An 11,796-nucleotide genomic window follows, 5' to 3' on the forward strand; every position below is an offset into this window, starting at 1 on the left:
CGACGACGTTCAGAGGGGGACGAGGACGAGATGCTCGCGCTGAAGCAGGTTCGCCAGCTGAGGAAGTTCGACGGCGCCGATGTCGTGGCCGCCCATGCCCCGGAGACCCGTCGACGGTTCTCCGCCGACGGGGGTGTCCCCGTGCTCATCGCCGCCCGCAACGAGGAGTCGGATCTGCCGGCGACCCTGCTGACCTTGTCCTGGTCGTCGGTCCCGGTGAGCCCCTACGTCATCGTCAACGGCACCACCGACGCCACCGCCGAACGCGCCGAACGCATGGGGGCCTGCGTCCTGGAGTCCACGCAGAGTTTCAAGATGGCGGCCCTGCAGCACGGCGTGGCCACCCTCCGGAAGCACCGCGGCGGACGCGGCCCCATCCTGTTCACCGACGCCGACACCCTCGTCGGTCTGGAGTGGGCGGCGGTCATGGCCCGCACCTGCCGTGCCTGGTCCCGACCCGTCGTCACCCTGGGGAACTCGGTCTTCACCCACGGGGAGAGCAGCGCGGCCGACATGCTGCGCAGCGTACGCAAGGTGATGGTCGCCGAGGTGCGCGACCGACGCGGGCAACGGGCCCTGGCCCACGGCCACAACATGGCGATCGACTTCGCCGATTCGGCCGAGGCCTTCCGCGCCTACCTGGACATCGACCCGGCGCGTTTCATCGGTGAAGAGGAAGAGATCGTGGAACGTCTCCTGGAGGTCGGCGGAGAATGGCGTCCGGCCTTGGGCTCCAAGACCCTGGTCATCACCCGAGGGGACCGCTTCGTCCTGTCCGATCTGTGGCAGCTGCGCAGCGACCACACCTTCGAACAGCGTCGGCAACGCTACGCCGAGTACGGAGAGATCAAACCTTTCGTCCGCGCCGAGGACGCTTCGACCAACGGAACGGTCTCCGCCACCAGGATCGACGACACCCTCTCCTCCGGACGACGGGTCTCCTGAGCCGCCCGGTGCAGGTTTCGACCGCCTCCACGGCGGGTAGGGGGCGAACAACTCGGGGATGAGATCCAGGCCGCCCCGGCCTGGGCCGTATCGTCCCAGGAGGATCCGTCGATGTTCCCGCGCCCGCCCCGATGTCGTTCCGCCGTCGTGATCACCGCCCTCGCGGCGCTCCTCCTCTCCAGCACACTCCCGTCCGCGGCCACCGCCGCGGAACCAGCGGCTCCGCAACCGTCCGCCGCCGCGAAGACAGCAACCGAACGAACCGAGTTGGTCCTGCGCTTCCTGCTCCATTCGACCGAGGTGCGGTGGACGGAGGACCGTTCTCCCGCCGCCGGATGGCTGGTCTCCGTGACCACGGGCCACAGCACCCACACCCAGGTCGTGCCGGGCGCCCGCCGGAGCCATTTCTTCACCGACGTGGTCGTCGGGCAGCGCTACACCTTCGTCGTGACCAACCAGGACACCGGCGCCACCCGGTCGGCCTCGGCGGTCTTCCCCCGGCCGGGAATCTTCACCCCGTCTCCGCCCACCACCGAGCCACTCCCGCCGGTGGGCAATGCGACCTCGCGCCTGCTGGGCCCCTCCCGCTCCGGCAAGCCCTGGTTCTCCGGAGCGTGGGTCGCCGGAGGAACATGGGGTCCTCAACGGGCCGAGGAATGGGGCACTTTCCGCGGCTCCCCCAATGACGCCACCGTCTCCTACTCCCACAAGGAATCCTTCGCCCGGATCGCCGAGAGCGACTGGAATGTCTCGGTCTTCAACGGCTTCCCGGGGAAACTCGTCTACGGACTGTCGCTGCTCCCCCAGGACGGCACCGGCTCGTTGAGCACCGTGGCCCGCGGCGACCACGACCACATCTGGCGCGCGCAGGCCCGTGTCCTCCTCGCCCACGGGCGAGGCGATGCGGTCGTCCGGATCGGATGGGAGGCCAACGGGGACTGGTGGCCCTGGCAGGCCACCGTGTCGACTGCCCCGGCCTACCGGGCTGCTTTCGCCCGGGTGTCCCGGACGCTGAAATCGGTCGCTCCGAAGCTCCTGGTGGACTTCGGCATCGGGTGTGGTGCGGGGATTCCCGGGCAGCGTTCCCGATTGGACGCGTTGACCGTCCTCTACCCGGGTGACGACGTCGTCGACCTCGTGGGCTGCGATACCTACGACTGGTGGAACACCCGGTCGACCGATGAGGCCTCCTTCGCCCGGACCATCCGCCCCGCTCAGGCTCCGGGCATCGCCGATGTCGCCGATTTCGCTCGGGCGCACCGCAAGGGGATGAGCGTTCCGGAGTGGGGAACGGCCGATGTGAGCAGGCAGGGTGCCGGTGACAACCCCTTCTACATCCGCAAGATGTACGAGTGGTTCATGGCGAACAGCGATGTGCTCGTCCTGGAGTGTTTCTTCAACGAGCCCGGACCGGGGGTGTCGAACTCGTTGTGGTCGCCGGTGCAGATGCCGCGGGCCTCGGCGGAGTACGCCCGGCTCTTCTGATCCTGTGGGAACGCCCTGGGCGTCGGCGGTGGAGCGCCGGCGCCCAGGGCGTTGTCCTGCTGTTGTCCGGGTCAGCCGAGTTTGCGGGCGGGGATACCCACGTAGGTGGCGCCGGGTTCCAGGCAGTCCTTGGTGACGACCGCGCCGGCCCCGATGAGCACCTTGGGTCCGATGGTGACTCCGGGGCAGATCAGTGCGCGTGCTCCGATGTAGCAGTCCTTGCTCAGGGTGACGGGTCGTCCTTCCATGCCGCGGGAGATCCGGCCGTCTTCGAGCCGCGGGTGGTGGGAGGTGATGATGACGACCTGGTGGCCGATCATCACGTCCTCCTCGATGGTGACCTTCCCGGTGGCTTCGATCATGACGTCGTGGTTGATGGTGGTGTTCCGGCCGATGCTCAGGTACGAGCCGTCCCGGATGTAGAGCTTCAGCCCGGGGTAGATGTCGACGGCTTTGACGTCCAAGCCCATCAGCCGGTAGCCGAGCAGGCGCACCGGGCGAGGGACGAGGGTGGAGCCGAGTACCGAGTTCAGCAGGGCGTTGTACGACATGAACTTCCACTCGGTCCGCACCAGGCGGAGCACCCTGGTCCGCAGGGCCTCGGATTTCTTTTCGTCCGCTGCGGTCGTCCCCTCTCGGCCGTCGTCGGTCGATGGCGTGCGTGTCGCTCTGTCGGTGGTCGTCACACTGGTCACCCTTCTTCGTTCTTGTCCGCCACGAGCTCGGTCAGTGGCTCGAGTGCCGCCGCCCAGCTGTACCACCGCAGACCGTGTTCGATCGCATCGGCGGAGAGCACCGCGGGGCCTTCGTCGAGGGCGGTGCGTACTGCGGCGCAGAAGACCTCGGCGTCCTCGGGGACCTGTGTGACAGCTCCCTGCGGCAGATGGTCCAGACCGGAGGCACCTACATAGGTGGACACCGAGGGTAACCCGTGAGCGATGTACTCCAGGAGTTTGATCCGCGATCCGCCCCCTTCGAGGAGGGGGGCGACGCCGAGCCTGGCCCGTTCCAGGAGCGGTTTCATGTCCGGGACGTCCGCTTCGACACGCACCGAGGGCGCGGCTGCCATGTCGGCGAGGAACTCCGGGGAGGGGCGACGTCCTGCGACGGTCAGGACGAGCCCGGGTCGTTCGGCGCAGAGCCTCTTCCAGGCGTCGCTGGCGACCAGCCAGCGAAGGCCTGAGGTGTTGGGCCCCCAGTCCAGGGCTCCGGTGAACAGCAGCTCCTGGGAGGTCTCGGCCTCCGGGCCACGGGCCGAGTCGGTCACCGGGTCGACGCCGTTGCGGGCGACCACGGAGGCTTTGGCTCCGCCGCGGGAGAGGAGCTCGTCGACATCGGCCTGCGTGCAGACGACGGTCGGCAGGTCGGCCGCGGATCGTTCCTGGGCGAGCAGCCAGCGGTGTTCGACCGCGGCCACGATCTTGCGGATGCCCTGTTCGGCTCCGATGCGCTGTTTCATCAGGTCGGACTCGACGTTGTGCATGCTCGCCACCACGGGAAGGTCCGCGGGGAGCAGGCTGCGCACCCGGAGCAGGCAGGTGTGGTCCAGCACGGCCGCGTCGTAGCAGACGTCCTGGCGGAGGGCGTCACGAACGGCGTCCAGCAGCCCTTGTCCGCAGGTGCGGGCCCCGCCGACGGTCCGGTAGGTCGCGAAGGTCTTCAGGTTGTCCCGGATGCCGTGGGTGCGTCCCGGTGCGATGGTGACGAAGTCGTCCCTGGACCCTTCCGGGAGCTGCCACAGACCTCCGGGGTGGGCGATGGTCACCTCCCCGACCGTGGCCAGGGCACGGGCTATGGCCAAGGTGCGCAGCATGCCCCCGGAGCGGGCGGGCAGGCCGAACTCTTTGGTGATGAGCAGGATCTGTCGTGGGGTCACAAGACCGCCTCTCGTTCGACGTCGACGAACACCTTCCATGTCAGAGCAGCACCGATACTCTGAGCGATGGCAAATCCGGTAGCGGCTCCGACGGCTCCGCCGATCCAGGCCCCGGAGAGTCCCAACAGTGCCATCAGTGGCGCCTGGACCAAGGTGATCCGGAGCAGTCGGGCGGATTCCTCCCGGGCTTTCAAGGCCAGGTTGGGGCCGACGGCTACGCCCACCATGATCACCGCCCACCCTGTGGCCGGGATGGTGGCTTCCGCGCCGGCCCAGTTACGGTCCAACAGGGCGACCCCCCAGCTGCGGGGAATCATCATCAGGCAGAACACCCAGGCCGCGGCTACGGCGGAGAGTCCTCCGCTCACCACACAGGCCAGTCCGATCAGGGTCCGATGGCTGCGCGCCGACATGGCCGGGAGCACCATCGCCGTCGACCCACCGAACAGCATGGACAACGGTCCGAGCAGGCTGCGTGAGGCGTTCAGCGCCCCGACCGTCGCCAATGAGCTGATCGGGCCCAGGGCGACATTGGTGCCGTTGAACGACCCTTGACTGATCGTGAAGTCCGCGCCGAACTGGGCGGAGAGTTTCCAGTGCCCGCCCAACCAGTGCAGGCAACCTCGTAGAACTGCGGGTTTCCTGGCCTGCACTGCGCCCAGTGCCGAGGCGATATAGGCCGAGGCTCCCCACACCAGGATCATCGTCGCGCTGTTGATCACCGAGTTCCGGTGGAGCCAGATCACCAGGGCGAACATCAGGACAGTCCGGATGGTGTCATTGATCGCGACCGGCCGGGGTCGTCCGGTCATGAAGAAGACGAAACGCCAGGCGTCCTGTTGGAGGAGCCCGGGCAGCACCAGGGCCAGGCTGATCAGGGAAGCACCGATCACGCTGGAGGTCCCCAGGAAGAGCCCGGTCAGGAAGGTGGGCAGTGCACCGGCGATCCCGAGCAGGGTGGCCAGTCCGATCGCCTTGGGTACGGCGGCGGCCTGGGCTTCGGCGTCCTCCTTGGCGTAGATCACGACCATCGGGTCGGTGACCGTGGACCGGGAGAGCCCCACCAGGAAGGTGAACACCAGGAAGGCGATGGAGAAGGCGCCGAAGGCCTCTTCTCCGACGGAACGTCCGACGAGTATCGCCAGCGCGAAGGTGGACAGGCTGCAGACGGCCTGGTCGGCGAAGACCCAGAAGGCCGGACCGCCGAACTTTTTCAGGAATCCGCCTTCGGCCTGGGCCGGGGGGTGCAGTTCCTCCACCTCGGCGGGTGGTTTCAGCTCGATGTCCGTCGAGGGCCGTCGTCGTTCCTGGCGGATCGGCGGATCGGGTTCTTCGCCTTCCCAGGGGTCGTGGAGCTGTGCGACCACGGCGTCGTGGTATTCGATCTTCCCTGCCCAGGGTGGCGGGGTCGGCGGGTCGTCCCAGGCGGGTGTTCCCCTGCCGTTTCTCCGAGGAGCGCGTGGGGGGAGCTCCTCCCAGGGGTCGTCGCCATGTCTTCCCGGGCCGGCGGGATCGTCATCGCGACGGGCACGCCTCACGCGCCTGCCCCTGCGGGCATCCGCTTCGCAGGCCAGTCCCCGATCCGGGTGTGGGGGATGCCGTCCACGACGGCCGGGGCGTCCTCGGCTCCGGGTTCGGGCAGCGGTCGACGCCAGATCACCAGCATGAGCCATGCCATCAGACAGGTGTTCGGTTGCAGCAGTGCTCCGGACAGGAACATCAGCATGAACACCATGCTCGGCCCGAGAAGGGGGATCGACAGGGGTCTGAGCATCGAGTACAGGATGAAGGCCAGGAAGAGCCCGCCGGCGAAGGCCCCGTACTCGAAGAGCAGCTTGGCCGGGATCGTGTAGACCACGGCCTGGCCGAGGCCTCGAGCGCTGGTGAGCAACCGTTCACTGGTTCCCGGGCCTGCTCCTCGCACCACTCTCAGCGGGTCTTTCTCCAGCCCTTGGATCACCTGGTCGTAGGGGTCGATGAAACGTAGCGACCCGGAGCTCCCGCTCTGTCCGATCTCGTCGGAGCGTTCGAGCAGGGGGGCGGCAGCCGGTGAGAGGAGCATACCGATCAGCCCGACCACGGCCAGGGCGATGAAGGCCGGGCGCAGCAGTCGGGGGCGCAGCAGGACGATCAGGGTGACCCCGACGCCGAGGAGCATCATCCCGGTGCCGGAGGTCGCACCGATCAGCCCCAGAGCCGGTCCGACGAGTGCGGCGAGCCGCAGCCGCAGGGCCAGTCCGACGATCAGGGCCAGTCCGCACGACTGGGAGAGCATCGACGGCTCGAGGAAGACGAAGGCATGGGCCCGGTAGATGCCCGACCCGTAGGTGAGCATGGCCGCCGAGTTGAACCCGGGGATGAGGAAGGCTTCGGGAACTTGACCGAGATAGTCGGTGTACGACCAGATCCGGAGGAACTGCACGGTCAGTTGGACGAAACCGACGACCCCGAAGACGCTCATCAACATCACGTAGAACCGGCCGAGTTCGGTCATGCATTCGCGCAGGTCGTCGCGTACTCGGAGGATCCAGGGCGTGTAGAGCATCATCAGGAACAGGAAGGAGGTCATGGAGGCCTCCGCCTGGGTCTGTCCGGCCAGCCAGGACAGGAAGGCCATCGAGCTCGTGGCGATCAGGAAGAGCACCGTCGCCCGGCGGGAGATCACCGCGGTGCCCCAGGCCACCATCAGTGCGGCGCCGAGCAGGAGGAGGAGCAGGGTGACCGGGATCCCGCCGGGGACCTGGAAGCGTTGGAGGACGATGGATCCTACGAGGAGCCACTTCAGCAGTGCCATGGTTCGTCGAACCTGCCGACGCGGGTGTTCCGCGTCGGGGTCGTGTACGGGGCGGGCGAAGAGATCTGCGGTCTCCGCAGGCCGTTCACGATCGACTGCTTCGGAAGCGGCGCCTTTCCTCATCGGTCGCCACGCCGCCCAGGGGGCTGTTCGGTCTCCTGCATCCGGGCGCGTGCGACCTCCTGCCCTCCGACGTGGGCGCTGCGGGTGACGACCCCGGCGACATAGGAGCAGAACCCGCGGGCTTCGTCCTTGTCCCCTTGGAACTGTCGTTGCACGGCGCGCATGCCGTTGCCGGCGGCCAGGGCGACTCGGATCGCAGGTGCTTCCAACGGGTGGTAGCGCTTGACGTAGTTCGCGATGGAGGCTCCTCGCATCCGGAGCATCTCCTCGGAGGGCGCTCCGGAATTCCCTGCGCCGTGCTTGACCTTCACGTCGGCGCGCAGGACCTGGCGCAGGCCGACGTTGCGTGCCCGTCGTCCCAGGGAGAGATCCTCGCAGTAGACGTAGAAGCTCTCGTCGAAACCTCCGACCCGGAGGAAGTCCTGGCGGCGGACAGCCATGCAGGCTCCGGTCGTCCAGTCGACCTCGATGTGCTGGCTGTGGGACGGCTTGGCGTAGAGACCGGAGGAGGGCAGGGCCTTGTGCAGACCGAAACCGAACACGAGGGCCCGACGGACGGAAGGTTCCCATCCGCCGACGCCGATCTCGATCTCACCGTCATGGCTCGTCATGGTGGCGGCGTGGGAGAGCGCCGTGTGGTCCTGGCTGAGACCTTCGACCAGATTCGAGAGATCGTCGACCGTGGGCGTGCAATCCGGATTGACGAATATGACATATGGCGTTTTTGACCGTAAAGCACCTTTATTGGCGGCCCGGGCAAATCCCTGCCCTTGGCCGTCGACATAAGTTACCCAGGGACAACTTTCCGGAAGAGAGGACAAACCATCGACATCTCTTGCATTGTCCACCACGATCACGGAGATGGCCTCTCCCCAGGCATGAACGAGACGTTCAACCAGGGGGGCACTGCGGTAGGAGACAAGCACGATCTCGAACTGTGGTACAGCCACTAACAGGACTCCCCCTTGTCGGTCCCAGAAAGGATCGTGGGTCCGGTGAAAGCTCTTGTCTCCCAGCCCCTATACCAGCTCATGGGATAGATCTTGACGATAGCTTCTTGCCCACTTGGCGGGGCACAGTGCATATTATCGTAGCCCATGATTTCATCACAGTCGCCTCCTGTGGAATACTGCCATACGGCAGACCATCAGTCTGTCTAGGCCGGCATCCGCCGCCGGTCAGGGGGAACCGACGACTAGCGGCCAGCAGGAGGCTCGGAGCAAAGGAGCTCAGCTCACTGCAGCATCTAAGGGGAAGTGATGGATAACCGGGTTCGGGGCCTAGGATTAGCCCTTGCGAAATATGGCTATCTCCCGGCCGCGGCATTAGTCATCCTCTTTATAGCTGGATATCTGTTCGCCTCGACAAGGGCGACAACCTATGAGGCATCAGCCCGGTTGGTATTCTCCGCGAGCAAAGAATTCGACCCGTTCAACCTGAGCCCCAGCTATGACATTCAACGCTTCATGGTCAATCAGTCGGAGCTGATCAAATCCCGACCGGTGATCAACGCCGCCCACTCCAAGTTGAAGGGCGGGCCCAGCGCCGAGGAGCTGAGGGAACGCGTTCGCGCCGTCGCCCAGAAGGAGGGCGGAGTCGTGGTCGTGAGCGCCAAAGCACCCACTGCGGAACAGGCCGCAGAGATCGTTAACGCTGTCACGTCGGCATATTCAGAACATGTACAGTCGTCCAACAAGGGACAGGCCAAGAATTTGCCGAAGGGAAGCGACACCCCGGCGGCTCTGAACGATCTGAACACCAAGGCGTCCGTCTACGGAGACGGCCTGGCTTTACGCGAAAACGCCCAGCCTCCTAGCAAACCCACTGCACCCCAGCCACTTCGGGATGCTGTTTTCGCAGGCCTTTTCGGCGCGCTGGGAACACTCGCTTTCCTGACCGTCCGCCACCTGCTCTCGCCCCGCATCAGAGGAGCCCGCCGCATCGCGGACCGCCTCGGCGTCCCGGTGATCGCCGACAGCTGCGGAGAAGGTGGGGAACAACGTCTGCAGCGAGGCCTGGCCGGGGTCTACGCCGCAGCCGGCAGCTCCCCCTTGGTCCTGATGGTGATCACCCCGGGGCTGCCCGAACACGCCACCTTGGCCGCCCGCCAATTGGCCCGGGCCCTGCGCGACATCGAACCGGCCGTGTCCATCCGCAGCCTCGAGGACCTCACCGACATCGACTCGGCCGTGGCTCTGCGCCGCCAGGCCGCCATCACCCTGATCAGCGCAGAGGAGATCGCCGAGGACTATCGAGTGGTGGCCTACGGGAAGGCGGTCGACGGTGTCATCGCCATGTGCTCACCGATCACTCTCGCCCTCCCCCTGGACACGACCCGGACCGTGACCAGACAAGCCGGGATCCCGGTGATCGGCGTGGTGGTCACCGACTTCGACGAGGAGACCGGAGCCGCACTGAACGGGCCGCCCACCACGCAGCCCATCAACGTCCGCACCACCCCCTCGTCGTCCCGACGGGTCCATATCAAGAACAATTCCTGACCCGCTCCACCCTCCACAGCTACAGACCAGGGGAAATACAGACAGATGGTCGCTCATTCAGCGCGCAGGAACGATCTCACCCGATTCATGACCGCGCTGGTGACAGCATCACTCCTCCTGACGACCGCCTGCGGCACCGGAAAGGAACCAGCTCCTCCCGTCACGTCCGCAGCTGCCCCCACCGGCCCGGCCAATCCCGTCCTGCCCGGGCCGGGGCAACCACCTCTGACCGGGGTTTTCCGGGGGACCCAGCGCGGCCAGGTCGAGGAGTTCGTCTCCTGGCTGGGCAAGCCGGTCGACGCCGTGATCGACTTCCAGGCCGCGGCGACCTGGCAGCAGCTCTCCAACCCGTCCTATCTCTTCGACCACTGGGCGGGCTCGCCCTACCGGTTGGTGCTCTCCGTACCGATGCGTCCGTTGAAGGAGAACGCCGACAACGCCTCCGGCGCCAAGGGCGCCTATGACGCCCACTTCGCCACCCTCGGCAAGGAACTCGTCAAACGCGGATATGCAGATGCCATGATCCGGGTCGGCTGGGAATACAACATGGAGGGTTCGTATTCCTATGCCACGGATCCCGCATCGTTCAATGCTTACTTCCGCAGAATTGCCTCCGTCCTCCGGTCCACCCCCGGGCAACGCTTCACCTTGATCTGGAACCCGGGAAACGGGAGCCAAGGTGTCACTCAGGACGCCAGCCGCTTTTACCCCGGGGATGACGTGGTGGATGTCATCGGGATAGATATCTATGACACCGGATTCCACCCGAAAGGGTATCCATATCCAGCGGACTGCGACCAAGAATGCCGCGCGCAACGTTCCACTTTCATGTGGGACAACGTCATCTACGGTGGCGAACGTGGTCTGAAATTTTGGACGGACTTTGCACGGGCTCGCAACAAACCCATGGCTTTCCCGGAATGGGGCCTCTGGTCCGGAACCAAATATCCGGGCGGAGACGACAACAGCGATTTTGTCGATCGCATGAACGGATTCATCAAAGATCCGGCAAATCGAGTCGTCATGCATTCATATTTCGAATGGGACAATGAGGGTGACACCCACTCTCTCGTCAAAAATTTCCCGAAGGCCGGGGCCCACTTCAAAGCAGAATGGGGAAAGAGTTCATGAAAAGGTCATCCCCGGCAAAACTCAGCGTCGTCATCGCCTGCTTCAACGCTTCGGAGACTCTTGCCGAACAACTGGAGTCCCTGGCCACCCAGAACTGCGATCTGCCATGGGAGGTGATCCTGGCCGACAACGGGTCCACCGATCACTCGGTCGCGATCGCGGAGACCTATGCCCACAGGATCCCGCTGCGGGTGATCGACGCCGGAGAACGCCGCGGACCGGCACACGCCCGTAACCGCGGCGTCGAGGCCGCCGAGGGAGAGTGGGTCGCCTTCTGCGATGCCGATGACATCGTCGGAACCGGCTGGGTGGCAGCAGCCTGCGCCGCCATGGACAGCCACCCGTTCGTCGCCGGCCAGATCGACGTCACCCGGCTCAACTCCGAGCGCCTGGCCCGCACCCGCCGTATGGAACAGCAGGAAGGTCTCCAGCCGGGGAGCAGCAACAGCCTGGGACTCCCCCACGCCGGATCGGGAAATATGGCCATCCACCGGCAGATCTTCCTGGACGTCGGCGGCTTCGACGAGGAAATGCCCTGCCTGGAGGACACCGACCTGTGCTGGCGGGTCCAGCTGCGCGGAACTCCACTGGAGTACGCCCCGGACATGATGGTGCACACCCGACTCCGTTCGACGCTGGGCGGCACGCTCCGGCAGGGACTCGACTACGGTCGGGGCTACACCCGACTGGAGGAGCGCTACGGCAGTCTCGCCCCCCAGGTGACGCCGGTGGAACGCTCCCAAGGTCAGCATCTCCCGGAGTCCTCGGTCGGCGCGGCCCTGCGCACCCTCTTCCTGGTCCCCACCGTACGTGGGGTGACCTGGCAGCTGGCGTGGCATCTCGGACGCCGCACCGCCACGCCCTCGCCGGAGGCCTCCCCACCGCCGCTCCCCCGAAGCTGACATCCCGCGCACTGCCTCTCCCGGCAGGCGTCCCACCTC

The 11,796-nt window shown here is 66.1% G+C and carries 10 protein-coding genes; 5 read left to right on the forward strand and 5 right to left on the reverse strand.

What is annotated here, in order from left to right; translation table 11 throughout:
- Positions 1 to 30: 30 nt before the first annotated feature.
- Both AUCHE_RS01930 and AUCHE_RS01935 read left to right on the forward strand, forming a co-directional pair.
- On the forward strand, positions 31 to 945 hold the full coding sequence (locus AUCHE_RS01930; protein ID WP_006501572.1) for a glycosyltransferase family protein: 915 nt from the start codon (positions 31 to 33) through the stop codon (positions 943 to 945).
- Between the two features lie 111 nt (positions 946 to 1,056).
- The gene (locus AUCHE_RS01935; RefSeq protein WP_006501573.1) at positions 1,057 to 2,430 is read left to right on the forward strand and encodes a glycoside hydrolase family 26 protein; all 1,374 of its coding nucleotides are present in this window, start codon (positions 1,057 to 1,059) and stop codon (positions 2,428 to 2,430) included.
- 71 nt (positions 2,431 to 2,501) lie between these two features.
- Here the strand turns inward: AUCHE_RS01935 and AUCHE_RS01940 are convergent, their stop codons facing one another.
- From AUCHE_RS01940 to AUCHE_RS01960, 5 genes are all read right to left on the reverse strand, one after another.
- On the reverse strand, positions 2,502 to 3,125 hold the full coding sequence (locus tag AUCHE_RS01940; RefSeq protein WP_052024766.1) for an acyltransferase: 624 nt from the start codon (positions 3,123 to 3,125) through the stop codon (positions 2,502 to 2,504).
- Positions 3,122 to 4,306: a glycosyltransferase family 4 protein gene (locus tag AUCHE_RS01945; protein WP_006501575.1), complete on the reverse strand. Its 1,185-nt coding sequence runs from the start codon at positions 4,304 to 4,306 to the stop codon at positions 3,122 to 3,124. The genes AUCHE_RS01940 and AUCHE_RS01945 overlap by 4 nt, the downstream gene beginning before the upstream one ends.
- Positions 4,303 to 5,844 carry an MATE family efflux transporter gene (locus AUCHE_RS01950; protein WP_143115119.1) on the reverse strand — a complete coding sequence of 514 codons (1,542 nt, stop codon included), beginning with the start codon at positions 5,842 to 5,844 and terminating at the stop codon, positions 4,303 to 4,305. Before AUCHE_RS01950 ends, AUCHE_RS01945 begins: the two co-directional genes overlap by 4 nt.
- Entirely contained in the window at positions 5,841 to 7,100 is a 1,260-nt protein-coding gene (locus AUCHE_RS01955) for a hypothetical protein (protein WP_143115120.1), read from the reverse strand. Before AUCHE_RS01955 ends, AUCHE_RS01950 begins: the two co-directional genes overlap by 4 nt.
- Positions 7,101 to 7,219: 119 nt before the next feature.
- Positions 7,220 to 8,173: a glycosyltransferase family 2 protein gene (locus AUCHE_RS01960; RefSeq protein WP_006501578.1), complete on the reverse strand. Its 954-nt coding sequence runs from the start codon at positions 8,171 to 8,173 to the stop codon at positions 7,220 to 7,222.
- A 516-nt stretch (positions 8,174 to 8,689) separates the two neighbouring features.
- Here AUCHE_RS01960 and AUCHE_RS01965 point away from each other — a divergent pair.
- The 3 genes from AUCHE_RS01965 to AUCHE_RS01975 all read left to right on the forward strand — a co-directional run bounded on the left by AUCHE_RS01965 (position 8,690) and on the right by AUCHE_RS01975 (position 11,757).
- A complete protein-coding gene (locus AUCHE_RS01965; protein WP_162137211.1) occupies positions 8,690 to 9,724 on the forward strand; it encodes a YveK family protein in 1,035 nt (344 codons plus the stop codon).
- A gap of 87 nt (positions 9,725 to 9,811) precedes the next feature.
- On the forward strand, positions 9,812 to 10,855 hold the full coding sequence (locus AUCHE_RS15400; protein WP_074788486.1) for a glycoside hydrolase family 26 protein: 1,044 nt from the start codon (positions 9,812 to 9,814) through the stop codon (positions 10,853 to 10,855).
- Positions 10,852 to 11,757 (forward strand): glycosyltransferase family 2 protein, encoded by a 906-nt coding sequence (locus AUCHE_RS01975; protein ID WP_006501581.1) that lies wholly within the window; start codon positions 10,852 to 10,854, stop codon positions 11,755 to 11,757. The genes AUCHE_RS15400 and AUCHE_RS01975 overlap by 4 nt, the downstream gene beginning before the upstream one ends.
- The last annotated feature ends 39 nt before the right edge of the window (positions 11,758 to 11,796 follow it).

It is taken from the genome of Austwickia chelonae NBRC 105200, from assembly GCF_000298175.1.
GTDB classification, from domain to species: Bacteria; Actinomycetota; Actinomycetes; order Actinomycetales; family Dermatophilaceae; genus Austwickia; species Austwickia chelonae.

Excerpts from the sequence above, each read along its gene's own strand:
- AUCHE_RS01975 (WP_006501581.1), top strand. The coding sequence starts at position 10,852 with ATGAAAAGGTCATCCCCGGCAAAACTCAGCGTCGTCATCGCCTGCTTC.
- AUCHE_RS01965 (WP_162137211.1), top strand. The coding sequence starts at position 8,690 with ATGGTCAATCAGTCGGAGCTGATCAAATCCCGACCGGTGATCAACGCC.
- AUCHE_RS01955 (WP_143115120.1), bottom strand. The coding sequence starts at position 7,100 with ATGGCACTGCTGAAGTGGCTCCTCGTAGGATCCATCGTCCTCCAACGC.
- AUCHE_RS01930 (WP_006501572.1), top strand. The coding sequence starts at position 31 with ATGCTCGCGCTGAAGCAGGTTCGCCAGCTGAGGAAGTTCGACGGCGCC.
- AUCHE_RS15400 (WP_074788486.1), top strand. The coding sequence starts at position 9,812 with ATGACCGCGCTGGTGACAGCATCACTCCTCCTGACGACCGCCTGCGGC.
- AUCHE_RS01935 (WP_006501573.1), top strand. The coding sequence starts at position 1,057 with ATGTTCCCGCGCCCGCCCCGATGTCGTTCCGCCGTCGTGATCACCGCC.